The organism is Povalibacter uvarum (genome assembly GCF_014202975.1).
In the GTDB taxonomy this organism is placed as follows: Bacteria; Pseudomonadota; Gammaproteobacteria; order Steroidobacterales; family Steroidobacteraceae; genus Steroidobacter; species Steroidobacter uvarum.
In genome coordinates this window covers 230486-256012 of record NZ_JACHHZ010000005.1, presented here as the reverse complement: position 1 = coordinate 256012, position 25527 = coordinate 230486, and the positions used below count along the sequence as shown (strand labels likewise).

Genomic DNA, 25527 nt, shown 5'->3' with positions numbered 1-25527 from the left:
ACACCCTGCGTTCATCTGCACGACTCAGGGACAAAATATACGCATAAGAATGCAGCGAGGGAGGTTGCATGCCGGCGTGCCCAAAGTTCCTTGGCCTGGCGATCCTGCTCGTCAGCTCCATCGCCTCGGCGGCCGATGAAGGCGGTCCGCTGAACGACCGCTTCACGCTCGATCTCGGCTACTACTTCATGGATTCGCAGACGCGGATCCGCGCCGATCGCATCGACGGCGTCGATGTGGGCCGGATCCTGGGCGATCCGATCAAGATCGAAGAGCTCTTCAACATGACCGAGGACAAGGTCTTCCGGCTCGAAGGCGCGTGGCGATTCTTCCCGAAGCACAAACTGCGGCTCATGTACTTCGACAGCGATCGCTCATCGTCGGCGACGGCGTCGAGACAGATCGACTTCGGCGACGTCACGTTCCCGATCGGTGTGGAGATCGACGCCCGGCTGCAATGGCAGATCTTCGAGCTCGCGTACGAATACGATTTCCTCAGGCGCGACAAGTACGAGCTCGGTGCATCGATCGGCGTCCACAATGTGGCGTTCAAGACGCAGCTGACGGGCAGCGTACTCGTTCCCGAAACGACGCTCACCGAGACGGCGAGCGAAGATGTTCAGACCGACGCGCCGCTGCCCGTGATCGGCCTGCGCGGCCACTGGAACTTCGCCGGCAATTTCCACCTGCAGGCGCACGCGCAGTACTTCGAGATGAAGTACGAGGAGTACGACGGCGTCATCCAGGACTACCAGGCGGGGATTCTCTGGCAGTTCTCCAGGCACGTCGGTGTCGGTCTCTCGTACAACCTCTTTCAGACCGACGTCGACATCGACGATGGCGACGACTTCCAGGGCAAGCTGGACTGGCGGTATGAGGGCGGGCAGCTCTATCTGCGGGCGACGTTCTAGTCAAAGCGCTTCTGGCGGATCAGCGTTCACGACGTCGAGCTTCGTTCCGGTCGTTGCCGGCGTGATCGCCTCGTCGGTCACCAGCACCGTCGATCCGATTTCCAGAACACCATAGACGGCACTCAGGAAATCATTGGGAATCTCGATGCGACTCGCATTGACCGCATCGGGCTCCGTGCTCGCTTCATCCGTGCGGCCTGCGATTCCGACGCGCAACCAATGCTCGGTGGCGGGATCGGGCACGAAGCGCGGGTTAGTCGCCGAACCGGCGGCGAGAATCAACGCGTGCGTGCCGATCGGCTCGCTTCCCCGGAACACAACCCGCGATCGCCCGATCTCGATGCCGTCGCGATAGACGATCGCGCGGCCACTCACGCGACTCAGTATTACGCTGACGGGACCGGTCGGCGATAGATCCGGCTGCCAGCGCGTCGATTCCGTTTGCTGCAACGGCTGCGACTGCAGCAGCGTTCCCTTCGTGCTGACAGGCGCAAGAAACCCCGGATGACTGACTTCCGTCGGTTGCGTCGCCGCGCTGGCGATGACGACCGTCATGCCCGTCGAGGTAATCTCGAACAAGAGCCGCGCGAACTCGCTCGGCAGATGAATGCAGCCATGCGACTCCGGATACCCGGGCAAGCCACCTGCATGCAATGCGACGCCGCCCCACGTGAGCCGCTCCATGTAAGGCATCGGTGCGCTGTTGTAGATCGTGGAACGGTGATCCTTGTCTTTCTGCAGAATCGTGAATACGCCAGTCGGCGTCTCATGACCCGGCCTGCCGGTGCTCACCGTCGTGATGCCGATCGCGACACCATTGCGATACACGTAGGCGCGCTGCTCGTCCAGACTCACGACCATGACGATCGGACCAGTGCGGATCGCATCGCCGAGCCAGATCCATTCGCCGTGCTTGAGCTGCGTGATCAGCGTATCCGCCGGCATCGATTGCTTCGCGCCCCAGAAAGGGACATTGGCGAAGGCACTGACTGACGCAAGCAACAGCGCAACCAGCGATGTACAGCGGACGAACCGATCGATGATCCCGATGCGTCCCATGCCGCTCTCCTCTCGTGCAGGCGGCCATTCTGTCAGCCGCGCCACTGGCGGCAGCGCACGCTGCGGAAAATGCTTAGCGCGGCGTCACTTGTGGATCGCCATCGCGGCCGCTTCGGCAGTGCAATCTCGCGTAGGCAACAGCTGCTTTTCGCGCGCCGCGGCGATCTCCCTCTTGGCTGCGGTGAGATCAGCTTCGAATACCGGATCAGCATGCAAGCGGGCGACGACCCCGGCTGCCACAACGCGCCCCGCCTCCACATCGCTCTGCCAATGCACGCCGCAGACCACCCGACTCTGACCGTAGGTGTAGCCGCGGTAAAGAATCGGATCGGTTCGATCGGGCGCGACTTCCGCAAGGATCAACGCCCAGGCCCAGCCGATCCCCGTATGCCCCGAGGGATACGATCCGTTCCTGCGCAACGACGGCTCATCCGCCGGCGTGCAGCTCGTTTCGTTGAACTCCATGAACGGCCGCGGCCGCTTGTAGTTGTCCTTTGCTGCGTTCATCGCGAGGCCCGCGTCAGTCGCCGATCGGCGCAGCAGCATGTACAGGCGAGGTGTTGCGTCCGGTGTGAGCGGCGCATTGACCGCACAGGAGAAAGCAGCCGTCACCTCTGGGAATTTCAGTTCCGCATCCTGGATCGCCAACGCCCAGCGCGGTGTGTCCTTCAGAGAGCGTGTGGACCGATAGGCGGCTTCATCAGCGGTAAAGGCCGCGGAATCCTTTGCGGGCGGAGGCGGAAGCAGCAACTTGCTGTTGGGAAGGGTTTCGCGGGACAGATAGCCCTTCAGAAATCCGGAGGCGACTTCCGGCACCGTTGCGGGCACCTGGTGTGCGCAGCCTGAAAGAAGCACCGCCATCAGGGCGGCGAGCGATGTCGCGCGATGCAGTTCCACTGGAGCCTCCGGCCTCGATGAGCGAGCACCGCACGATAAACGCCTTCGCGATCCAGTGCTACGTGCGCATCACTCGCCCGTTCATGCGTTGTTCTCCGGCCCGCGCAAGCGAATGTTCCGCGTCAGGAACAATTCGATGCATCAGCCCCTTGCTGCCATGTCTCAACGCAACCGCGAGGTATCGTCATGGCGCGTTACGGCAAAAAAGCATCGCAGAAAGTGAAACGGGCGATGCATGAACGCAAGCGCGGCACGTTGCGCAGCGGCCGCTCGGGCAAGAAAGTCACGAGCCGCAAGCAGGCCATCGCCATCGGTTTGTCCGAGGCACGACGGGCAGGAGGCAAGGTGCCGAAGAAGAGAAAGACGAGCAGCAAGAAGAAATAGCCGGACGAGCGATGAGCCGCGAGCGATGAGCCAGAGCCCTCTGGCTCACTGCTCATCGCTCATTTGCTAGTTCTTCAACCGATGCCCCGTCTTGAATATCCACGCAATCACAATCACGCACAGCACCATGAATCCCAGCGTTGCCGCGAGACTGATGCCGACGCCCACGTCCGAGATGCCGTAGAAGCTCCAGCGGAAACCGCTGATCAGGTACACGACGGGATTGAACAGCGTGATCTTCTGCCACAGCGGCGGCAGCATGCTGATCGAATAGAAACTGCCGCCGAGGAACGCGAGCGGCGTGATCACCAGGATGGGAATCACCTGGAGCTTCTCCCAGCCGCTCGCCCAAAGCCCGATGATGAATCCGAACAGGCTGAACGTGACGGAGGTGAGGATCAGGAAGGAAATCATCCACACCGGGTGCTCGATGTGGAAAGGAACGAACAATCGGGCCGTCGCAAGGATGATGAGCCCGAGCAACACCGACTTGGTCGCGGCAGCACCGACATAGCCGGTGACGACCTCGACGAAGGACACCGGCGCGGAAAGCACTTCGTAGATCGTGCCTGCGTAGCGCGGCATGTAGATTCCGAACGAGGCGTTCGAAATACTTTCGGTCAGGATCGACAGCATGATGAGGCCCGGCACGATGAACGCGCCGTAGCTCACGCCGTCGACGGTTGCGATGCGCGAGCCGATCGCCGCACCGAACACGACGAAGTAGAGCGAAGTCGAGATGACGGGCGATGCTACGCTCTGCACGAGCGTGCGGAACCAGCGCGCCAGTTCGAAGGTATAGATCGCGCGAATGGCGTGCGTGTTCACTGGGACAACCTCACCTGGGACGACCTCACCAGGCTCACGAAAATTTCCTCGAGCGAGCTCTCTTCCGTCCGTAGATCCTTGAAGTCGATGCCCAGCTCGTTCAACTGGCGCAGCAGGCTCGCGATGCCCGTCGAATCCGACTGCGTGTCGAACGTATAGATCAGGTCGTTCCCATCCGCCGAGAGCTCGAGCTGGCGATTCGCGAGCTGCGCCGGAATCTGCTGCAGTGGTGTCTGCAGGTGAAGCGTCAGTTGCTTGCGGCCCAGCTTGCGCATCAGGACGTGCTTGTCCTCGATCAGCACGATCTCGCCTTTGTTGATGACGCCGATCCGGTCGGCCATCTCCTCGGCTTCTTCGATGTAGTGCGTCGTCAGGATGATGGTGACGCCGCTCGCCCGCAACGACCGGACCATCTCCCACATGTCGCGGCGGAGCTCGACGTCGACACCGGCCGTGGGTTCATCGAGAAACAGGATCTGGGGCTCGTGCGACAGGGCCTTCGCGATCATCACGCGCCGCTTCATGCCGCCGGACAGCGCCATGATCTTCTGATCCTTCTTGTCCCAGAGCGACAGGTCGCGCAGGACCTTTTCCAGATGCGCGTCGTCGGGTCCCTTGCCGAAGAGTCCGCGGCTGAAGCGCATGGTGGCCCAGACGCTCTCGAAAGCATCGGTCGACAGCTCCTGCGGCACGAGGCCGATCTTGGACCGCGCGGCCCGGTAGTCGGTGATCACATCGTGCCCGTCGGCGGTCGCCACGCCGGAAGTCGGATTCACGATGCCGCAGACGATGTTGATCAATGTCGTCTTGCCGGCGCCGTTCGGCCCCAGCAGGGCGAATATCTCGCCGCGGCGGATACTGAGATCGACGCCCTTGAGCGCCTGAAAGCCCGACGCGTACGTCTTCACCAGGTTCTTTACGCTGATGATCGGCTGTCCGATTGTTTCTGTCACATCGCCCCCGTTTGGATCGAGCCGGCCGATTATAGGAGACACCGGCGCGCGATCAGGTACTCCGCTAGAGGACGCACGACCACCCGCCCGCCCGACACTGTCGTCGCGCGTACAATTCTTCTCATGCAGCGCCGGATCGTCGGATTTCATCAGGACGAAGAGCAGCACTGGGTCGCCCATCTCGAATGCGGCCACAACCAGCACGTCCGCCACAATCCACCGTGGTTCGTCCGCACATGGGTGACCACTGAGGAAGGACGTTCCGCAGCGGTCGGCACCTGCCTCGAATGCCGTTTGTGCGGGCCCGACGAGCCCTCCAGTCCGGCTCGCCACTCGTAGCTCATCGCTCGCAGCGTCTTCCATCATCCGGCCACGCGCCTCGGACGCGCGACCAGCGTTATATAGTTGCCTCCCCTCACTTTTGGACGGAGCAGCCATTGGAAGCGTGGGCCCTGCGCGCAATGGAACGCTGGCCGAATGTGCCCGCGCTCTTCGGGTGGCTTGGACTCGATCGCCGCGGACGCTGGCTGATCCGGGGCGAAGTCATCACCCGGCCGCAGATCATCGATACGATCAACGGCAACTACGAAGCCGACGCCCACGGCCGCTGGTTTTTCCAGAACGGCCCCCAACGGGGATTCGTCAGTGTCGAAACCGCGCCGCTCGTCCTCTCGGTCAACGACGGCGTGCTGCTGACACACACCCAGCGGGTCGTACGGGCGCCCGCGCAAGTCCTCATCGATGAAGACGGCGGTGTAGCGATCGCCACTGAACATGGAGCAGGATCGTTGCTCGATACCGACCTCGATTGGGCGCTGGCGAACATGACGGATGCGGGCCGGCCGCTGGACGAGTACGCCCTGACGAAAGCACTGGAAACGCCGTCGGGAAGCATGACCGCGCTGGAGATCTCGATCGGCGATCGGCAGCTTCGGGTGATGCGCATGGATCGCGAAGCGCTGCCCGGTCATCTGGGATTCGTTCGCGACCCCGCTCCTCGCGAAAACGAGCGGGTGGCAACGCGGGTCGCCGACTGACCGTCCCGCCGCGAGGGCGCTGTCCGGCTTGATTGCGGTCGCTCCAGACCCATCTACCGGACACCGCACCCCATTCCGTTCAATGCCGGCCCTAAGTCGCGGACTGAGTTGCGATACAGGGAATGTCTAGGCCGCTCAGTGGCTTACGCCCTGTGGGCGCGTTCCGGGTGCAAAAGCCAGCGGGAACAAGTAGTTGCGGATCCGCGTACTGCCGCCGTCGGATTCGCTGACACGAGCGTCGAAACGGCGGATTTTCAAGAAGACGTGCCGCAAAACGCCCTTCCTGGAATACAATCGCCGGCCCGAATTTTCCTTCCCTTCGTAACAGCAGGACACATGGTGGAACAAGCGCAATTGGAACTTCAGCTTAAAGTTTGGAAAGAGCTTGCGATCAGCAAGCAGATGCTCATGCGGACCGCCGCAGAGGCTTTGAAACTCGACCCGAATTGCAGTCAGGAAGAGCTGAAGACGGCGCTTGAGGCAGCCCTGAAGAAGGTCGCGGAAGCCGACGCCAGCGTCGTCACCGCGCGCGAGCAGGCCAAGTCCTCCATCCTCGGCATGGAGCAGAAGCTGGCCACGGCGCAGAAGGCGCAGACTGTCGCTGAAGCGCAGGTCGTCGACCTGACCGCGAAGCTCGACAACGCCAACCAGCAGGCTGCGTCCGCGCGCACCGCCTCGGCGAAGGAAATCCAGACGCTCAAGGATCGCGTCGTCGAGAAGGACAAGCAGCTCAAGGCCATCAACACTGCACTCGCGGATACGCCCGAGAACGTGTTGAAGAAGATGAACACGCTGAAGAAGCAGCGGCAGGAAGAAGCCGATGCGCGCCGTGACATCGAGACGAGCTTCACTTCGCTGCGCAAGGAAAAGGCGGAGCAGGATCAGAAGCTCGCGAAGATGACGGACAGCACGGGCCGCCTCGTCACGACCTACAAGGAACTGCACGAAGCGACCACGAAGATCCACGAACAACTCAAGCCGCTGGTCAAGGACGAGAAGGATCTGCCGGCGCTCCCGGACCTGCACGCGAAGCTGCTCGAGGAAATCGAGAATCCGGATGCGAAGCCGGATGGGAAGAACGGGAAGGAAAAGAAGTAAGCCCGCGAGCTGCGAGCGACGAGCCAGAACGAGAAAGGCCCGACTGTGTCGGGCCTTTTTTTTGTTTCGTGGCTTTGCTCTGATTGTGGGTCCGACTCTAGTCGGACGTGATCGCCAGTGGCGATGCTTCGCATGACGTCCGGCTAAAGCCGGACCCACACCAAGCTGTCATTCCCGCGAAAGCGGGAATCCATCCCGATCAAGGCATGGACTCCCGCTTTCGCGGGAGTGACGGGAACTCTCTCCGGCTCATGGCTCGTCGCTCACCGCTCGTCGCCTACTCCTTCGGCACCGGCGGCGGCCCATCCGGAATATACGCATCGAACACCACGCCGCCGCGCTTCTGTTCGAACTCCGCGCGCACTGCCTTCAGCGTGGCAGGCTGCTCATAGAGATCGACCATCGTGGCCGCGAGTGTCTTGGACGCCAGCACCATCCCCTTGTGGCCGATCGACATGCCGCCGGTCGCAACGACGGGCCAGGCGTGCCATGGCGCCTTCGAGGGTGAAGTCGCGACGGTGAAATGGAGCGTCGGCACGATCCAGCTCACGTCACCGACGTCCGTCGAGCCGCCTTCCTGCTCCTGGTTTTCCAGCGGATGGATCTTCGTGTCCATGCCGACGTCAGGGACGCTCGTCGCGCGCTGAATCTTCTTGGCGAATTCCTGTTCATCCGCGCTGTACATCGGCGTGCCGAGCCACTGCAGGTTGGCATTCAGCAGCTTTGCGCCCGTCAGGTTGTTGAGAATCTCCCAGCTTCCACCCTGGACCGTCACCGTCGATGTGGTTTCGGTCATCGTCGCTGCGCCCTCGGCAAGTCTGCGCACGCGGCCCAGCAACCCCTCGACTTCGACCCGCTGCCAGTCGCGCAGCCAGATCCACACTTTGCCGTACTCGGGCACGACGTTCGGGACATCGCCACCGGCGACGATCGTGTAGTGCATGCGCGATGTCGGCTTGATGTGTTCACGCATGAGATTGACGCCGTGCGTGAACAACTCGAGCGCGTCGACCGCGCTGCGCCCGTTCCACGGATCGCCCGCTGCATGCGCTGCCTTGCCGCGGAATTCGATCGCGAGATCGACCATCGCCTGGCTCGATGTCGTATCGGCCTGTGTCTTGTCGCCCGGATGCCAGGCGAGCACGACGTCGAGGTCATTGAAGAAGCCGTCGCGCGCCATGTAGGTCTTGCCGCCGATGTTTTCTTCAGCTGGCGTGCCGTAGAACCGGATCGTGCCCTTCAGCTTTCCGGCTGCGATCTGTTCCTTGATCGCCACCGCGGCGCCGAGGCTCGCGGCACCGAACATGTTGTGCCCGCAGCCGTGTCCGCCCGCGCCTTCCTGCAGTGGCGTCTTTTCCGCAACCGCCTTCTGCGAGATGCCCGGCAGTGCGTCGTACTCGCCCATCACTCCGATGATCGGCCGACCCGAGCCGAAGGACGCGATGAACGCCGTCGGCATGTCGCCGACGCCCCGCTCCACCTTGAAGCCCTGCTTCTCCGCGTAGTCGGCAAGCGCCGCCGCGGAACGATGCTCCTTCAGTGCCGTCTCGGCGAACGCCCAGATCTGATCGGAAAGCCCGATCAGTTCCGCCGAGTGCTGATCGACCGATTGCACGGCGGCTTTCTTGGTCGAACTGGTCGCCGCACTGGCTGATGTCACGAGCACCAGGCTCGCAACGATCGGAAGCGCGGCGAATCCGCGCAGTACGCTGGATGCGATTGTCATCATGGCTCCGTGGTTATTTCGTTCATTGAATCCGGAAAGCCTTCCTATGCGTCCGCGCGTTTCGCGGTCCCTTCGAGCATCGACTGCACGGCCTGGCGCCCGACCTCGTTGCTCCACAAACTCTGCAGCAACAACACGGTCCGGGCCGCGGGGCCGTCGACCGTGAACTCGAGCGAATCGAAACGAATGCGATCGATGTTGAAATCACCGCCGCTGTACTGGAACCGGCAACCCGCGAACGTGCATTCGATGAACTCGTTGCCGTCGAGCGTGACCGTCTCGTTCCTGAATGTCTGCTTCTCATACCGCATGATTCGATTCTCCGCGAACTATCGATGTGTGCGTCGCTGCGCACGGAGCCGGTCGCGATGCTCGGCCAGCCAGTACGCAGCGACGAGTGTCTTGAGGTCCGTGATCTGCGCGTCCCGGACGCGCAGCATGAATTTCTGCCACGGGACAACGACGGTGAGGATGTCCTCGGATTCCTCCGCATTGCCGTGCACGCCGCCTGCCCCGTTCGTGTCGACGAATCCGACAACGATCGCCATCCTTTCCGTGCTGCCGCCCGAACTGACATACGCCCCTGGGTGCGCCAGCACCGGGTCGTACAGCTCGAGCCCTGTCTCCTCCTGCATTTCGCGCACGGCGGCTTCGAGCGGCGACTCGTCAGCACTCATGCCACCGGCCACCACGCTATCCGTGTAGGCAGGATCGCCTGCGACGAGACAGCCAGGACGGAATTCGTTGATGAGCACCACTTCATCGCGATCCGGGTCGTAGCCCAGCACGCCCACCGCATGTCCGCGATCCGTGATCTCGCGTGTGACGCGCTGGCGTCCGCCTGCGTGCTTGGCGGTATCGAACTCCACGCGATCGAGCTTGATGAAACCGCTCGACAGGCGCGTCGATGAAACGATCGTCGCGGTCAGTTTGCTCTCATCGCTCACGCTACTCATTTTACTCACGGGGGGCGTCCTTCCTTGCGTTCAACTCTTCCAGGTATCCGCGAACACGCGCATGAGATTGCGGCCGAGAACCTTCTCGATCCGGGACGTGCTGTGTCCCCGTCCGGCGAGCATCGCGGAAAGCGTTTCGAACCGGCGCGGCGTATTGAGATCGCCTGCGAACAGATAGCCCGTTTCGTTCTCATCCGCCGCGCCGATTCCGGCGGCCCGGCGATCGCGCACGCTGCGGGCGAAGGCGTCTTTGTAGGCCTGATCGAGCACCGCCGGAGAGATCGTGCCGTCGGTGCCGATGGAGACGTGATCCTCGCCTGCGACGTTGATCATGTGCTCGAGGTGGCGGATCACGTCAGCCGCCGTCGGCTGCCGGCCGCCCGAGAGGTACGGCATGATGTAGAGGCCCGACACTCCTCCTGTCTTCGACACGGCGCGGAGCTCCTCATCCGTGCGATTGCGCGGATGATTCGCCAGCGCGAAGCATCCCGTGTGAGTGAAGGCGACCGGCTTCTTCGACGTCCTTATCGCGTCGGCAGCGGTCTGACGTCCGCAGTGACTGAGATCGACGAGAATACCGAGGGTGTTCATCCGTTCGATGGCGTCGAAGCCAGTACGACTCAGGCCCGCATTGGCCGGCTCGAGACAGCCATCGCCAAGAAGATTGCGGCGGTTGTAGGTCGGCTGGATCACGCGAATGCCGAAGTAGTGCAGATCGGTGAGCCGGTCGAGATCCGTCTCGAAGGCGACGCCGTCCTGGAAGCCGTAGATCAAGCCCGTGCGCTTCGCACGCTTCGCCGCCGTGATGTCTGCAACCGTGCGAATCCTGGCGAAGGTATCAGGATGCGCGTCGATCTCGCGCTCGACCCAGGCGATGCCACGCACGGCGGCGGTGAATGCCGCATCCGTCGGGGTCGTGCCGACAGGAAGGATCGTCATGTGCGCGCACGTAAGCCCCGAGGCGCGAACGTCGCTCAGATGCTCGGGAGTCCATGCGGTATTGGAATCCGCAGTCAGGCTCCCGGGACCGCCGAGCCCCTCGATGACGATGGCCTGATCGTATCCGCCCCAGCTCGTGTCCGCCGTGCGAGCGATGCCGAACGGCACCGCGCTCAGAAGCCCAGCCGCAAGGACATCACGACGCGTGATTGTCGTTGTCATTTGCCCGCCCATCTTTGATCCGCCCTCCCGGCAAGTCTGCCACGACAGCTCGCCGGCCGGCTCGCGGTGTTGCCCGCACAATCCATTGCATACAGGCCCATCGCAGGCGCTGCGGCTTTCCCTGAGCTGGCGTCACTCGACGGGCAACGAATGTGGCCCGCGAAATCTCTGAAACGAATGAAATCCGGAAAGAAAAAGAAGTTTCGTGGCATGCGCCGCACGGGGCATTCGTGCCGCACAATGCGTGCGCATACGAACGACGGAGCGGGAAAATCCAATGAAAACGAACAGGGAACTGCAGGTTGCGGCAGCACTTGGCCTGATCACACTCACGAGCAGTGCGTTCGGCGCGGAGCCGGGCTTCTACATGGGCGCCGGTATCGGCGAAACGTGGCAGGAGATGGGAGACAGCAAGGGCACGGTGATCGGGATCGGACCTCCGTTCGGCGTCGTGTTCCAGGCGTTCCCGGAAGAGGTTCAGGTGGAGGACGGCAATCTTGGATGGCAGGCAACGATCGGCTACCGACTCAATCGCTACCTGGCCGCGGAAGTCGCCTACCTGAGTTTCGGCGAATCGGAAGTGACCGAGACCTACAGAATCGATCCCGGCTTTCCTTTCCCGGCGCCCATCGAGTTCAAGAATCGATACTCGTCCACGGTGTCGGGCCCAGCCGTTTCGGTGCTGGGGTCGCTCCCACTCGGACGCGTCGATCTCTTCCTGCGCGCCGGAATGCTGTTTGCCGACCAGGACGTCGAAACGCAATTCACCAGCGGATCGCAAGAGATGACCTTCGGCGAAGAGATCTGGTTCGGTGGTGCCGGAGTGGACTGGTCCGTGGCGGATCGCTGGATGCTACGGGCGGAGTACCTGCGCACGGCCAAGCTTGCAGCGACGCTCATGTCGGCCGAGGCCGCGATCGAAACCGTCTCGTTCAGCGTATTCTTCCGCTTGTAGAATGATTGAATGACGTCTGGGGCGAGGCCGCCGGCAGACGACGGCTTCACTCCACGCGGGAGATCTTTACGTCCATGAGCGCGCGCACGTGGATCGTGTTTGCGGTTCTGTGCGTCATCTGGGGCGTACCGTACTTCTTCATCAAGCTCGCATTGCTCGAGCTCTCGCCCGCCTGCGTTGCGTGGCTGCGCATCACGCTTGCTGCCGTGGTCCTGGTGCCGATCGCATGGAAGCGAGGCGTGCTGCGTCCTGCCGTCGGGCGCATCCGCATGGTCGCTGCTTTCGCGGTCGCCGAACTGGTCGTCCCCTTCTTCATGATCGCCTTCGGCGAACAATGGCTCTCGTCTTCGCTCACGGGAATCCTGATTGCGACGGTGCCGCTGACCGTTGTCGTCATCGCGCCGTTCTTCGGCGTGCATGAAAAGCTGAGCGGGCGGCGGCTCGCCGGCCTCGCGATCGGATTCTCAGGCGTCGTGACGCTGCTCGGGCTCGATCCGGGGCACGGGCCGATGCTGTGGGTCGGCGTCGCGTCGATGCTGCTCGCGATCATCGGCTACACCATTGGCCCGCTGATCGTTCAGCGTCACCTGGCCGATGTCGATGAGCTCGGTGCACTCGCGCTGAGCCTGGTGATTGCGTCGGTGATCCTGCTGCCGTTCGCACTCGCTTCCGCGCCTGCGCAGATGCCTTCGACGCTCACGATCGCATCCGTAGCAGTGCTCGGGCTCGTCTGCACTGCGCTCGCCCTGTTGTTGTTCTTCCACCTGATAGGAACAGCCGGTGCGGCTCGTGCCGCGCTCATCGCTTACGTGAATCCGGCTGTGGCCACGCTTCTCGGCGTGCTGGTGCTCAATGAGCCGTTCGGTGTCAGCACCGTCGTGGGATTCGCGATGATTCTCGGCGGTTCGTGGCTCGCGAGCAGCCGGACACCGGAGCTTGCGCCGGCCTGATCAGCGCTTCGATCGTGCGAGCAACCACACACCGGCGAGCACGAGCACTGTCCCCGCCACCATCCACGCAGTGAACGGCTCACCGAGCAGAAGAAAGCTCATCGCGATCGTCGACAGCGGGCCCACCATTCCGACCTGCGCAGTGACGCCCGCGCCGACGCGCTCGATTGCCAGCATCACCATCATCACGGGCACGAACGTACACAACGTCGCGTTCAGTATCGCGAGCCAGATGACTTGCGGCGCAACTTCCATTGCTGATACAGGCCGCAGGATGAAGAACTGCGCTATGCACAGCACGCACGCAATGCTGGTCGCAACTCCCGTGATTCGCAGCGCGCCGATGCGCTTCACAGCTTCGCCGCTGTAAGCGAGATACAGCGCGTAGCTCGCGGCGCTGCCGAATACGAGCACTGCGCCGAGCAGCACGTTCTCTCCACCGATCGCGATATCGTGCCCGAAGACGACGAGCACGCCCACATAGCTCACTCCCAGCGCCATCCACTGCCGTTTCGTCACGGGTCTGTGAAAGAGCACGACTCCGAGCAGCAGCACGATCGTCGGATTGAGATACAGGATGAGTCGCTCGAGATTCGCCGTGATGTACTGCAATCCGGCGAAGTCGAGAAAGCTGGCCAGGTAGTAGCCGCTGAAGCCGAGACCGAAGAGAACCGTCCAGTCCCGGGCGCTGAGCGCCGGCTTGTCCCGGCTCGCCCACCAGGAGAGCGCGAGAAAGAGCGGCATCGCGAACAGCATGCGGTACATGATCACCGTCACCGCATCCACGCCGTAGCGATACGACAGCTTCACGATGATCGCCTTGCCTGAAAACGCGATCGCGCCGGCACTCGCCAGCAGGATGCCGGGCCAGGTCGAACGCGGAAGGGATTCGGTTGCGGTCTGCATGAGAGGGGCGCTTGGCTCGGCCTATTGTATGCGGACCGCTCCGCATGACGACTTCGTCATCGACGATGTGAGCCTCGCCACCCGCGATTGCGCGGGCCGGGGTTCCCTTCGATGCGTGCGGACGTCTATTCTCCTCGTCCGGTCACCTCTCCGGCGCTTCCATGAAAACAACCAATCGCCTCGCTCTCGCCAGCACGCTCCTGCTTTCCCTGATGGCAGCCTCCTCTCAGGCTGCCGACAAGGCAGATCCCGCGCTGGCTCACGCCCGGGAATTGCTGAAGAAAGTCATCCTCATCGACGGGCACAACGACCTGCCCTGGGCGATCCGCAACGACAAGCAGGCACCTGGCAACGTGGAAGCCTACGACCTGCGCAGCAAGGTACCGGGCCAGACCGATCTGGCGCGACTGCGTGAAGGTGGCGTGGGCGGCCAGTTCTGGTCGGTGTATACGCCCGGCGAAGCGCCCGGCCACTACGCCCGCACGCAGCTCGAACAGATCGACATCGCCACGCGGATGATCCAGCACTACCCCGATGCCTTCCGGGTCGCGCTGACGGCGGCGGACGTCCGGTCGGCTCACAAGAACAAGCGCATCGCTTCGATGATGGGCATCGAGGGCGGTCACGCGATCGAGAACTCGCTCGGCGCGCTGCGCACGTACTACGACCTCGGCGTGCGCTACATGACGTTGACTCACAACGTGCACACCGACTGGGCGGACTCCGCCGCGCTGCCGGCGAAGCACGGCGGACTCACGCCATTCGGCGAACAAGTCGTCCACGAGATGAACCGCCTCGGCATGCTGGTCGATCTGTCGCATGTGGCCGTGGAAACGATGGACGATGCTTTGCGCGTATCGAAAGCGCCGGTGATCTTCTCGCATTCGTCCGCACGCGCACTCTGCAACGTTCCGCGCAATGTGCCCGACGACATCCTGAAGCGACTGGGCGCGAACGGCGGCGTCGTGATGGTGACGTTCGTCGCGGGCTTCATCGATCCGGCCGTGGCGGCCGTGCAGATGCCGGCCATGGAAGAATATCGACGCCGCGCCCAGGGCAAGTCGCTCGAAGAGCAGCAGCGCATCGAAGACGAAGTCATGGGCAAACTGAAGATGCCGGTCACGAGCATCGCGAAGGTCGCCGATCACATCGAGTACGTCCGCAAGGTCGCCGGCGTCGAGCACGTCGGCATCGGCGGCGACTTCGACGGCAACTCCGATTGGCCAGAAGGACTCTCGGACGTGTCCATGTACCCCAATCTCTTCGCCGAACTGATCCGCCGCGGCTGGAGCGATCGCGACCTCACCCTGCTGGCCGGTGAGAATGTGTTGCGTGCGATGGAGAAGGCTGAAGCGGTCGCGCGCTCGATGAAGAGCGAGCCGGCGCCGCCGGGACTGGGGAATTGAGCTTTCGATTCGACGCTGGCTGTGGGTCCGGCTTCAGCCGGACGTCATGCCGATAGGCAGTCCGTCACTCCCGCGCACGCGGGAGTCCATCCGGCTTCCCAAGAATGGATTCCCGCTTTCGCAGGAATGACCGCTGGCGAGCCTCGTAGCCGGCCTGCGGCACCGTTCCGCCGGCCAACGCCGTACCCGATCCGCTGCATTTCCCGTAGTCTTGCCTGCACTACGGGAAGGTGAACGGATGCTGCGAAAGATAACCTCCGCGCTTGCAGTTGCGATTCTCTGCCAGCAGGCCCCGGCCGCCGACGTACTGATCGAGAACGTCACGATCGTCTCGCCGGAACGATCGCAGCCACTGCGCTCACAATGGGTTCTGATCCGCGACGAACGGATTGCACAGATCAGTTCGAAGCCCATCGACGCAAAGGGTGCGCAGCGGGTGCCGGGCGCCGGAAAATTCCTGACGCCTGGCCTGACGGATTCGCACGTTCATGTATCGGATGCAGTGGGACTGCCCCAGGGCGCGCACCTGTCGGAGCTCAAGCCGCTCACCGACGCGTTCTATCGCCAGCAACCGCGCAGCTATCTGTACTTCGGCGTCACGCAGGTTCTCGATCTCGCGAACGTCCCGGAGGCCATCGCAGCGTTCGAAGCTCAGCCGCAGCATCCGGATCTGCTTCGATGCGGCGCGACGATGCCGCTCGATGGCTACCCTTCCGTATTCGTCGACAAGCCACTGCGCTACACCGCGATGCCGGATTACATCTACGAGCCGGCGAATGCAGCGAAGCATCCTCTTCCTGAAGGCGCGGACGCTGCTGCACACACGCCGGAAGCCATCGTAGACCGCATAGCTGCCAGCGGCGCCGCCTGCGTGAAGATCTTCATCGAGAACGGTTTCGGCGATTCATCGGACTGGCCCGTGCTGAGCAAGGAATCGCTGCAGCGGTTGCGTGCCGCTGCGACGAAGCGAGGCCTGCCGATCCTGGCGCACGCCAACGCACTCGACATGCAACGCATTGCCCTCGATGCGAAAGTGGATGTCCTCGCACACGGCCTCTGGAACTGGGGGCCTGCGTCGGGCAAGCCCGGCGTGCCGCCCGAGATCGCCGCTCACATGAATCGCATCCACAAGAGCGGCACGGGATATCAGCCGACGCTCCGCGTGCTGGCGGGAACCGCCGACCTGTTCCGCGCCGACACGCTCGAAGATCCGACTTACAAGAAGGTCGTTCCGGCACCGCTGCTCGAGTGGTATCGCACCGACGCCGGACAATGGTTCAAGAAGGTCATGAAGCAGAACTATGGCGACCTGCCCGACGCGAAGATCGCATCGATGGAACTGCAGATCGGCGAACAAGGCATGCGTGCGGCGCGCTATCTGCACGACCTGGGACATCCGCTGCTGCTCGGCAGCGATACGCCGTCCGCGCCGACTTACGGAAATCAACCTGGTTACGACACTTACCGCGAGATGCGCCTGATGGCGACAGCGGGCATTCCGCTTCTCGATGTCTTCCGCGCCGGGACGATCAACAGCGCCCGCCAGTTCCGCTGGGAAAAGACCTATTCGACGGTAGCGACGGGCAGGGTCGCGAACCTGTTGCTGCTCGATGCGAATCCGCTGGATTCGATCCGGGCGTGGAGTCAGATCGACAAAGTGGTGCTGAGGGGGAAAGTGATTGAGCGCGAGGCGTTGGCAGCGGACAGGTGATATGGGAACCGACTCGGGCAATCACACCAATGTCATTCCCGCCTGCGCGGGGATGACGGACGTCCCTCACTCCCTCTCTTTCACCATCACCCCACCCGCACTCTCCCACTGAATCGCGAGCTCAGCGGCATCCTCCGCTGACTTCGGCTTCACGCCCATCAGGATGCCGCCGTCGCGGATTTCTTTCTCGTAGGATTCGACGCGGCCTTTCGGAATGCCCCAGTTCGTGAGCGCCCCGGCGAGTCCGCCCGCGACCCCGACCGCACCTGCTGCTGCGAGCGCAACGGCAATGGGTCCCGCGAATATGAGCCCAGGCAACAGCAGCGCTGTGCCAACGGCGGCTGCGGCAGGTGCGATCGTTCCGACAGTAGCGCCGGCCGGCCCGCCGAGTTCAGTCGCATCCGGAGGTTTGTGCTCGGTGCTTTCCTTCGCTTTTCGTGCGAGACCCGCACTCACCTCGCCCAGCGTGAAATGCTGCTGGCGCGTTTCCTCGGAGAGCACCAGATTGATTTCGTCGCTCGTGTAGCCCAGGGCCATCGTGGCCCGATAGGCTCGTTCGGTGTCGGCTGCGCGATTGAACAGCCCAGTGATCATTGCCGGTGTTTTGCCGGCATCGGCAGCAGGACTCATGACGGCCTCGCACGTTGCAGCTGCTGTCACTGCAACGCCAACGGGCTCACCTTCGTTCCTGCGGGAGCGGGAATCGATGTCAGCTGTTTCTGCCGCAATCCCCGCGGTAGTAGGCGTCGGCGTTGCAGCTGCGGTCCCGGAAGGTGCACGTTCCCTGCTCCGGCGGACCATCGCTCGTCACGACATACCGGCCGCCCGTGATCGCACAGAACCGCGCAGCATCCGTCAGATAGCCCGTGACGCGAACGCCACCGGCCCGGCATTCCCCGCGCAACAACGCCCATTCCTCGCACTGGTAGTTGTCTTCGAAAGTGCAGACGCCGTACTCGTCGCCTCGCGGAGTCTTCTCGATCCGCAGATTGCCGCCCTGTTGGATGCAGTTCTCCGATGCCGGATTCGCCCGTGCGACCGGCTCGTCGGATTGATCGGCCTCCGTCGCGATCGGTGTCCACGTCTCATCCGGATCGAACTGAGCGATAGCCGCCGCGATGTCCGCGGTGTCGTCCCCAAGGTCTCGCTGCCAGACCACGCCGTCCTGATTCACCATGAAAGTCATGATGCCGCTTGCGCCGTAATTCGCGGGCCACGCGATCAGTGCGAATCCGCCTGTCTGCTTGCTGTCGACGACGTATTCGCGTGCGCCGCCATTCGCGGCAGCGCCCTGCCCGGACAGCACGCGATAAATGTAACCGTGATACGGCGAGTTCTTGCTCGCGTCGTAACCTTCCGCCGATGCATCGGCGAGGAATGGACCCGCGGGACTCTGCGGCTCGTTTGCGACGGCTTCCCAGTACAATCCATCGTGCTTGCCGGGCTGACTTCGTAGCCGCTGGGCATATACACCCGGCTGACCGCCATCGCGTCCGACAGACGCGTACTCATCCTGCGCCTGCACGTAGCCGCGCATCACATCGATCGTGCGCAGCTCATTCGCACCGATGCGCCGAACGACCACCTCGTTCGCGCCCGCTTCGCCGTCGAAATACCACTGACCGTTCTTTCTCACGAGAGGAATCGGCATCGGCCAATCGTCCGCACCGACTTGCAGGACCTGGTCGTCGGGCCCGCCGGCAACCAGCGCATGCTTCTCGCGGTAGCGTGCAACGAAAGCTTCGCGTTCGGCCCGATCCTGAACTTCATCGCCTGAGCTGATGAGATCCTGCGTGCCAGAACCCAGCAGCGCCTTCAACGCCGCGCTGTCGTTCTTCTCGACCGCGGCAACAAGCGCCTCGATGGCTGCTTCCGGCGTTTCGAATCCGGTGGATGCCTGAGTGGCGTCCGACGGGCTGCTGGCCTGCTTGCTGCAACCGCCGACGCTCAACGTCAACGCGAGTCCGATCATCAACGCGAACGCAAACTTCATGAGAGTCACTCCACCCATTGCCTATGATCAGCGCCGACGTCCGCCGCCGCTGCGTGCATGACCAGCGCTCGCATGGCCGCGCGTGCTGGCTGCGCGATCGAACGATCCACCGCCTTCCCGATGCGCACCGGAGAATGCGTTGTCGCGCCTTTCGGGTGCCGCATGCTGAGTTGCCGGCCGGTGCGACGCGGTTGCGCCACCCAGATCTCGCGTCGGCGTGTGCTCCCTCGCGTCGGTTCGGGTCGAGCCTCCGTAACCGCGATCCGCATGCTGAGTGCGCGCCGGCTGCTCACGCTGTTGCGTTTGAGCGAGTGCGGGATTGCGCGTGCCGCCGGCACCACCGACATCGCGCGACTCATGTGTGCCCGCACGGCCGCCCGCTGCCTGATTCAGCCGCTCGGCGGTCGCAGGGTTCTTCGCGCCCTGGTACGTTGATTGTCCCTTCCAGTTCTCGGCGGTTTTCGCCTGGCCGACGCGTTGTGTGCCCCCCGTCTGACCCACCCGCTGCGTGCCGCCTGTCTGACCGACGCGCGGCTGTTGCGTCGGACGCAGCGGACTGTTGGTGTTGCCGCGCAGGTTCTGATTGTTGTCGAATCGGTTGAAGTAGTCGTTATTGATGTTGATGTTCACATCGTTACGAATATTGACGTTGTTGTAGTTGTAGCGATAACCCGGGGGCGACGCGTAGCCGTAGGCGGGCCGGAACGCCGGGCCGTACGCAGGTCGATAGACATACGCGGGCGGATAGAACGGACGCGGGCCGTAGTAAACGCTGCCGTATCCCCAGTGCGGGTAATAGTCGTCGTTCATCTCGTTGCCGATGATGACGCCCAGCCCGAATGCAATCAGGCCGCCGGCCACAGCGGCTCCCGTGCTCACGGTGTCTTCCTCGTGGACCACCGTCGTCGTTGTCGTCGGTGCAGGCGGTGGCGTCGTGTAGACCGTCTGCGGGTTGTACGTCGGCACGTAGACGATCTGCGGATCGGCCGGTTTCACTTCCACGACGACCTTGCTGTTCTCCGTCTTCGTTTCGACCTTCTGCTCCTTCGTCGATTTCAGGTTGCCCGTCTCCTGGGCCTGCACGCGCAGCCGTTGCACGGCATCGAGCACTGCCGCCTGATCGGAGCTGAACGCCGATCCCACCTGCCGCGTCCAGTCGATCTGCTGGCACATCATGTCGACGACGGTCGGAAACTGAACGAGCGAGCGCATGGCCGGACCGAACCCGGCCTTCTGCGCGGCGGCGTCGAGCTCGTTCCCTTTCAGGCTCTCGTTCTGCAGCAGCCAGTTGCCCGCATCGAGGACTTCCTGCGAATTCACGGACGCCGCGAGGACCTGACCGAGCAGTTGATCCGGATACAGCGCAATCGGCGCCAGCAACTCCTCGAGTGCATCGGGAGCCCACGATGCTTGCGTCACCGCGGGCGCCGGAACGGGAGGCGCGACTTCGGCCGGGGCTCCCGCCTGTGTCATGCCGGTTGACTGCGCAGCCGGATCTGTCGACGCGGCAGGGCCGGTCGGTTCCGTCTTGGACCCGCACGCACAGACGGTACCGGCGATGGCGACTAGCAATACTCCGCGCGAAACGGCGCGGCGTGGATCGGTCAACGACGCATGCATGGGTGGCCTCCGAGGTCGAGGCGGCACTGTGGACCGACTCGGAAGCGGCGAAAATAGGGGAAGTGGGCAGCGCCCGGGGCGGGGCAAATCGCCGAAATATCCGCTGCAGCCCTCGCGGATGCCCGCTTTCACCTACTACGGATACATCTCGCCTCCCCACAGCCGACAATGGGGCGGGTGACGCGCCTTGCCGGAGCGGAAATGCGGTTTGGCCCCTTGTTCCTGTGTTCTCTTCTCGCTGCGGGATGCGGCGACGGGCAGCCTGAACAGAAGCAGCCGCCTGCTGCTGCGCCTGCAGATCAGCGCGCACCAGAGCCCGCTGCGCAGACTGCGGCACCCGCCGAGACTCTGCCTGCAGATAGTCCGACCGCGCAGTCCGCTGCGGAGGACGAGGGTGTCGACGATGGCCTCAACTTCGAGGTCAACACCAAGCCATGGACCGGCGATCTGAACGGCATGATCGAGCGGCGGATGATCCGCGTGCTCGTGCCCTACAGCAAGACGTTCTACTTCCTCGACAATGCGACGCAGCGCGGTCTCAGCTACGAGCTGATGCAGGAGTTCGACAAGACGCTGAACACCAAGCACAAGCTCACCAAACTGCGCGTCGCCGTGGTGTTCTTCCCCACGTCGCGCGACCAACTTATTCCGCAGCTCAATGCCGGGCATGGCGATGTCATCGCCGCGAACATGACCGTCACACCGGAGCGCAGCAAGCTCGTCGAGTTCACGACACCGCTGGCAACAGGCGTCAAGGAGATCGTGGTCACCTCAGCCGACGCGCCGCCGATCGCGTCGCTCGACGACCTCTCCGGCAAGGAAATCTTCGTGCAGCGAACGTCGAGCTACTACGGCAGCCTGACGGCGCTGAATGCCGACCTGAAAAAGCGGGGCAAGGCACCGATCGCATTGCGCGATGCGCCGCCGACATTCGAGGCCGAAGACGTGCTGGAGATGGTGAACGCCGGCCTGGTGAAATACAGCGTCGTCGACCGCTATCTCGCGATGTTCTGGAGCCAGATCTACAAGGACATGAAGGTTCGCGAGGACCTGGTCGTGCGCGAGGCCGGCGACATTGCCTTCGCTGTGCGCAAGAACAGCCCGCAACTGAAGGCCGAGCTCGATGCTTTCATCGAGAAGAACAAGCGCGGCACGACCTTCGGCAACGTCGTCATCCAGAAATACCTGCAGAACACGCGTTGGGCGAAGAGCGCCACCTCCGATGCGGAGCGCCAGAAGTTCGTTCAGCTGGCTGAACTGTTCAAGAAATACAGCGAGCAGTACCAGATCGACTGGCTGCTGATGGCCGCGCAGGGATACCAGGAATCCGGTCTCGACCAGAAAGTGCGCAGCCACGTCGGCGCCATCGGCGTCATGCAGATAATGCCGGCAACGGGCAAAGACATGAAAGTCGGCGACATCCGCCAGATCGAACCGAACATTCACGCCGGCGTGAAGTACGTGCGCTTCATGATCGACCAGTACTACGCCGACGAACCCATGGACGAGGTCAACAAGGCCCTGTTCGCGTTCGCCTCGTACAATGCCGGACCGAACCGCATCCGCAGCCTGCGCGAGACGGCCGCGAAGCGCGGCCTCGATCCGAACAAATGGTTCAACAACGTCGAGGTGGTGGTCTCGGAGAAAGTCGGCCGCGAGACCGTTCAGTACGTCAGCAACATCTACAAGTATTACGTGGCGTACTCGCTGGTCTCGGAGCAGCGGGAGAAGGAGCGTCAGGCGAAGACTAACTAGGATTTCACACTCCGGCTCCAGCGCAGGAGTCAGTTCACCCGTTCGCGATACGCCCGTCCGATCTTCACCGTGCGGCCAGACCGCAGCACGAGCACGCCGCCCGCCCGACGCTCACGCAGGCACTCGCGATTCACGATCGTGGACCGGTGCACGCGCACGAACATCCCGGGATCGAGCAGCTGCTCGATCGATGCCATCGTCTGACGAACGAGATACGTCCGGCCTGACGAGTGCAATACGCTGATGTAGTTGCGATCGGCTTCGAGACATTCGACTTCGCTGACGTTGACGGTAGTGCGTCCCCGTCCCGTCATGACTTCCAGCGTCCGCAGGAAGTCCTGAGAGATAGTCACCGGCGCGGGCTCAGGCTCGATCTCTTCAACGGACACCCTCTCCACAGCGGGCGGCGTGACAGTAGTCGTTGCTGTCGCGACCTCCGGCTGTTCACGATCGCGCTGCATCCACACGAAACTCGCGACGAGCAGCGCTGCTACGGCCACGTGCAAGGGCGCGCGTCCGTAAACGAACTTCATGAAGATCGCGTCCGGATGCGCTAGCGCCCATTCGCTGACGAGTGTGAATCCTGCGATGACCGCGGCTCCTATCAGGATGGCCACAGCCGGATGCCCGAGGGCCCGTGCCATCTGACTGATCCTGTCTCCCCATTGCAGCAGTGCGGCTCCCGCCAGGATCCAGCCCGCCGCCACCTGCACCGCCCAGACACCCGAGACGCACAGGCCCGGGGACGTGCCGCCGAACAGCGTGGTGTGCAGCTCGCACCAGCCGATCAATGCCAGGACCAGCGAAGGACCGAGCAGCCACAGGCAATTCATGCGATTGCCGACGAGTCGGCGCTGCACGCTCGCAAGCATCGGGAATTCAGTGAGTGTCGTCATAGCCGTTCGTCACATGGAGCCGTCGTTGAGCACAGGACCGGTTCGGGCCGGACCGCGCCGCGCAGAATAGTGCTTCGCCGCCTGCGCGCCCAGTCGCCGAAACCTTCGGACGGATCGCGATGACCCAGGTTCCCCTGACACGACGACAATTTGCACAAATCCTGCTGGTCGGAGGCATCGGCCTCGCCTTCGTGGGGTGCAAAGCAGCACCGCAGCGCGTTCTGGCCCCGCAATGGTGGGTCGAGCTCCATGGCAACGGCCGTATCCTGATGCTGACCAGCCGCGTGGAAATGGGCCAGGGGGCACATACCGGGCTCAGGACCCTGCTGGCCGAAGAACTCGACGTCGACCCGCGCCGCATCGAAATCGTGCAGGTGCCCTCGGATCCCCGCTTCGGCATGATCCTCACGGGCGGCAGCTATACGGTCGCGGGCTGGCAAGACCGCATGCGCAGAGCCGGCGCGACGGCTCGCTCGATGCTGCTGCAGGCCGCGGCGACACGCTGGACCGTTCCGATCACCGAGCTCAGTACCTTCGATGCGGAAATCACGCATCGGCCGACCGGGCGAAAAATTGCCTACAACGAACTGGTCGATGAGGCTGCCGCGCTGACGCCTCCCGCCGCGGAGGCCGTGAGCCTCAAAACGCCGGAGACATGGCGATACATCGGGCGACCAGGAAGGGTTGCGCATCACGAAGAGATCATCGCTGGCAGGGCGGCCTACGGGATCGACAAGCGCCTGCCGGGATTGTGCTTTGCCGTGCTGGTACGCGCGCCGGTACTCGGCGCAAAACTCGCACGCTTCGACGATTCCGCTGCACTCAGGACCCCCGGCTTTATCGCTACGGTCGCACAGCCCGGGAATGCGTGGCCGTCGACGGATCACGTTCGCGATGCGGTGGCGGTCGTCGCCGAGGACTCCTGGTCTGCGCAGCGCGCACGCGAAGCACTTCGCGTCGAATGGACGCAGCCCTCGACGGTCACGCCCTCCCCGCTCGAAGCGCTGGCGCGGCTTTGTAACGAGCCGGGCATCGTATCGCTCGAACGCGGACAGATCGACGGCGGCAGAACAATCGCGGCGGAGTATCGACAGCCATTCCTCGCTCATGTGCCGATGGAGCCGCCGAACGCGACGGCCCACATCGTCGATGACCGCATCGAAGTGTGGTGCGGCAACCAGCGCCAGACGCGCCTCAAGGACGCGATCGTCCGCGAGCTCGGTTTCGCGCCGGAGAAAGTCGTCGTTCATTCATGCCTGATCGGCGGCTCGTTCGGACGCCGCCTGGAGATCGACTACGGCCTCGAAGCGGCGCGACTCGCGAAGTCGCTGCGACGGCCCGTGCAAGTGCTCTGGACGCGCGAAGACGACGTGCAATTCGGTCTCTATCGCTCGGCCAGCGTGCATCGTCTACGCGCACGCATCGATGCGAGCAGGAGGCTCGTGAGCTTCGAACATCGCTGTGCCGCCGAATCCGTGCTTCGTCAGCAGGAACCATCGCAGATCGACGCCGCAGGCGCCGACTGGACGATTGCCACGCCCCTCGTCTCGCTGCTCTATGACGTTCCGAACATTCGCATCGAGCATCGCGCCGCGAAACCCATGACGCCTTGCGCGTGGTGGCGCGGCACGTACTGGAACAACGTGACGACGGCAGTCGAATGCTTCATGGACGAAGCTGCGCAGCAATGCGGTCACGATCCGCTCGAGTTTCGCCTCCGGCATCTGCATGCCCAGCCGCAATCGTTCGTCGTCAACGCGGAGACGCGCGTGACGTTCGATCCGAAGCGGATGCGGCAGGTGCTGACCTCGCTGGCTGACCGCGCGGGATGGCGGCGACCTCCAGACAAGGATGTCGTTCGCGGCCTCGCCTGCGGTATCTACGACTCGCCTGAATGCCACGCGGCTGTGATCACGGAGATGACCTTGCGCGATGGTACACCGACGCTTCTGAAAGCGACCGTCGCCGTCGATGTCGGGACCGTCATCAATCCCGGCATCGTGGAGGCACAGGCCATCAGCGGCTTCGTGATGGGTGCCTCCGCGGCGCTTCATGAGCGCGTCTCGTTGCAGGGCGGCGCAGTCGAGCAGCGAAGCTTCGCGGACTACCGGCTCCTGCGCATGAACGAATGTCCGTCCGTCGAAGTCGTGCTGGTGCCGAGCGACTCAGGCATCTGCGGCATTGGGGAGATCGTGACCCCTGCTGCCATGGCCGCGGTCAGCAACGCCGCGTCGCGGCTTCTCGGGCGACGCATCCGGACCTGGCCAATCCTCGGCGCCTGATCCCGGAACCGCTGCTCGCCGCAGCGCATTGCTGCGATGTGAG

At 63.2% G+C, this 25527-nt stretch carries 24 protein-coding genes; 11 read left to right on the top strand and 13 right to left on the bottom strand.

Going from position 1 to position 25527, the window contains the following annotated elements; all coding sequences use genetic code 11:
* Window positions 1-68: 68 nt before the first annotated feature.
* Window positions 69-911, top strand: coding sequence for a hypothetical protein (locus tag HNQ60_RS20520; protein ID WP_184334654.1), 843 nt, complete (start codon window positions 69-71; stop codon window positions 909-911).
* On the opposite strand, the gene HNQ60_RS20515 is transcribed toward HNQ60_RS20520, so the two are convergent.
* Window positions 912-1970: a L,D-transpeptidase gene (locus HNQ60_RS20515; protein ID WP_184334653.1), complete on the bottom strand. Its 1059-nt coding sequence runs from the start codon at window positions 1968-1970 to the stop codon at window positions 912-914. It lies immediately after the preceding gene.
* Between the two features lie 84 nt (window positions 1971-2054).
* On the bottom strand, window positions 2055-2831 hold the full coding sequence (locus HNQ60_RS20510) for an acid phosphatase (protein ID WP_184334976.1): 777 nt from the start codon (window positions 2829-2831) through the stop codon (window positions 2055-2057).
* Window positions 2832-3053: 222 nt separating this feature from the next.
* Between HNQ60_RS20510 and HNQ60_RS20505 the strand changes: the two genes are divergently transcribed.
* Window positions 3054-3251, top strand: a complete 198-nt coding sequence (locus HNQ60_RS20505) for a DUF6496 domain-containing protein (protein WP_184334652.1) — start codon at window positions 3054-3056, stop codon at window positions 3249-3251.
* A gap of 66 nt (window positions 3252-3317) precedes the next feature.
* Here HNQ60_RS20505 and HNQ60_RS20500 read toward each other — a convergent pair whose 3' ends face one another.
* On the bottom strand, window positions 3318-4079 hold the full coding sequence (locus HNQ60_RS20500; protein WP_184334651.1) for an ABC transporter permease: 762 nt from the start codon (window positions 4077-4079) through the stop codon (window positions 3318-3320).
* A complete protein-coding gene (locus tag HNQ60_RS20495; protein ID WP_322096891.1) occupies window positions 4076-5032 on the bottom strand; it encodes an ABC transporter ATP-binding protein in 957 nt (318 codons plus the stop codon). Before HNQ60_RS20495 ends, HNQ60_RS20500 begins: the two co-directional genes overlap by 4 nt.
* A gap of 123 nt (window positions 5033-5155) precedes the next feature.
* On the opposite strand from HNQ60_RS20495, the gene HNQ60_RS28375 reads away from it, so the two are divergent.
* The 3 genes from HNQ60_RS28375 to HNQ60_RS20480 all read left to right on the top strand — a co-directional run bounded on the left by HNQ60_RS28375 (window position 5156) and on the right by HNQ60_RS20480 (window position 7167).
* The gene (locus HNQ60_RS28375) at window positions 5156-5371 is read left to right on the top strand and encodes a DUF3565 domain-containing protein (RefSeq protein ID WP_184334649.1); all 216 of its coding nucleotides are present in this window, start codon (window positions 5156-5158) and stop codon (window positions 5369-5371) included.
* Between the two features lie 98 nt (window positions 5372-5469).
* Window positions 5470-6069 (top strand): DUF2946 family protein, encoded by a 600-nt coding sequence (locus HNQ60_RS20485; protein WP_184334648.1) that lies wholly within the window; start codon window positions 5470-5472, stop codon window positions 6067-6069.
* A gap of 408 nt (window positions 6070-6477) precedes the next feature.
* Complete coding sequence (locus tag HNQ60_RS20480; RefSeq protein ID WP_184334647.1) at window positions 6478-7167, top strand: coiled-coil domain-containing protein; 690 nt, start codon at window positions 6478-6480, stop codon at window positions 7165-7167.
* Between the two features lie 277 nt (window positions 7168-7444).
* On the opposite strand, the gene HNQ60_RS20475 is transcribed toward HNQ60_RS20480, so the two are convergent.
* The 4 genes from HNQ60_RS20475 to HNQ60_RS20460 are packed head-to-tail and all read right to left on the bottom strand — an operon-like array spanning window position 7445 to window position 11010.
* On the bottom strand, window positions 7445-8893 hold the full coding sequence (locus tag HNQ60_RS20475; RefSeq protein WP_184334646.1) for an amidohydrolase: 1449 nt from the start codon (window positions 8891-8893) through the stop codon (window positions 7445-7447).
* Between the two features lie 44 nt (window positions 8894-8937).
* On the bottom strand, window positions 8938-9204 hold the full coding sequence (locus tag HNQ60_RS20470) for a hypothetical protein (RefSeq protein WP_184334645.1): 267 nt from the start codon (window positions 9202-9204) through the stop codon (window positions 8938-8940).
* Between the two features lie 18 nt (window positions 9205-9222).
* Window positions 9223-9849, bottom strand: a complete 627-nt coding sequence (locus HNQ60_RS20465) for an NUDIX domain-containing protein (protein ID WP_246433772.1) — start codon at window positions 9847-9849, stop codon at window positions 9223-9225.
* A gap of 30 nt (window positions 9850-9879) precedes the next feature.
* Complete coding sequence (locus HNQ60_RS20460; protein ID WP_184334643.1) at window positions 9880-11010, bottom strand: dipeptidase; 1131 nt, start codon at window positions 11008-11010, stop codon at window positions 9880-9882.
* 277 nt (window positions 11011-11287) lie between these two features.
* Here HNQ60_RS20460 and HNQ60_RS20455 point away from each other — a divergent pair, with 277 nt between their 5' ends.
* Both HNQ60_RS20455 and HNQ60_RS20450 read left to right on the top strand, forming a co-directional pair.
* Window positions 11288-11965: an outer membrane beta-barrel protein gene (locus HNQ60_RS20455; RefSeq protein WP_184334642.1), complete on the top strand. Its 678-nt coding sequence runs from the start codon at window positions 11288-11290 to the stop codon at window positions 11963-11965.
* A gap of 74 nt (window positions 11966-12039) precedes the next feature.
* Window positions 12040-12915 carry a DMT family transporter gene (locus tag HNQ60_RS20450; protein WP_184334641.1) on the top strand — a complete coding sequence of 292 codons (876 nt, stop codon included), beginning with the start codon at window positions 12040-12042 and terminating at the stop codon, window positions 12913-12915.
* Here the strand turns inward: HNQ60_RS20450 and HNQ60_RS20445 are convergent, their stop codons facing one another.
* On the bottom strand, window positions 12916-13821 hold the full coding sequence (locus HNQ60_RS20445) for a DMT family transporter (protein ID WP_184334640.1): 906 nt from the start codon (window positions 13819-13821) through the stop codon (window positions 12916-12918).
* Window positions 13822-13982: 161 nt separating this feature from the next.
* Between HNQ60_RS20445 and HNQ60_RS20440 the strand changes: the two genes are divergently transcribed.
* Together HNQ60_RS20440 and HNQ60_RS20435 are read left to right on the top strand one after the other, a co-directional pair.
* Complete coding sequence (locus HNQ60_RS20440) at window positions 13983-15227, top strand: dipeptidase (protein WP_221304338.1); 1245 nt, start codon at window positions 13983-13985, stop codon at window positions 15225-15227.
* Window positions 15228-15465: 238 nt separating this feature from the next.
* Window positions 15466-16938 (top strand): amidohydrolase family protein, encoded by a 1473-nt coding sequence (locus tag HNQ60_RS20435; RefSeq protein WP_184334639.1) that lies wholly within the window; start codon window positions 15466-15468, stop codon window positions 16936-16938.
* Window positions 16939-17004: 66 nt separating this feature from the next.
* On the opposite strand, the gene HNQ60_RS20430 is transcribed toward HNQ60_RS20435, so the two are convergent.
* From HNQ60_RS20430 to HNQ60_RS20420, 3 genes are all read right to left on the bottom strand, one after another.
* Complete coding sequence (locus HNQ60_RS20430; protein ID WP_184334638.1) at window positions 17005-17568, bottom strand: hypothetical protein; 564 nt, start codon at window positions 17566-17568, stop codon at window positions 17005-17007.
* Between the two features lie 79 nt (window positions 17569-17647).
* A complete protein-coding gene (locus HNQ60_RS20425; RefSeq protein ID WP_184334637.1) occupies window positions 17648-18931 on the bottom strand; it encodes a DUF2950 family protein in 1284 nt (427 codons plus the stop codon).
* Window positions 18932-18958: 27 nt separating this feature from the next.
* Entirely contained in the window at window positions 18959-20551 is a 1593-nt protein-coding gene (locus tag HNQ60_RS20420) for a DUF3300 domain-containing protein (protein ID WP_184334636.1), read from the bottom strand.
* Window positions 20552-20752: 201 nt separating this feature from the next.
* On the opposite strand from HNQ60_RS20420, the gene HNQ60_RS20415 reads away from it, so the two are divergent.
* Entirely contained in the window at window positions 20753-22306 is a 1554-nt protein-coding gene (locus tag HNQ60_RS20415) for an MltF family protein (protein ID WP_184334635.1), read from the top strand.
* Window positions 22307-22335: 29 nt separating this feature from the next.
* Here the strand turns inward: HNQ60_RS20415 and HNQ60_RS20410 are convergent, their stop codons facing one another.
* Window positions 22336-23202: a LytR/AlgR family response regulator transcription factor gene (locus HNQ60_RS20410; RefSeq protein ID WP_184334634.1), complete on the bottom strand. Its 867-nt coding sequence runs from the start codon at window positions 23200-23202 to the stop codon at window positions 22336-22338.
* Between the two features lie 119 nt (window positions 23203-23321).
* Between HNQ60_RS20410 and HNQ60_RS20405 the strand changes: the two genes are divergently transcribed.
* Window positions 23322-25484, top strand: a complete 2163-nt coding sequence (locus HNQ60_RS20405) for a xanthine dehydrogenase family protein molybdopterin-binding subunit (protein WP_184334633.1) — start codon at window positions 23322-23324, stop codon at window positions 25482-25484.
* The last annotated feature ends 43 nt before the right edge of the window (window positions 25485-25527 follow it).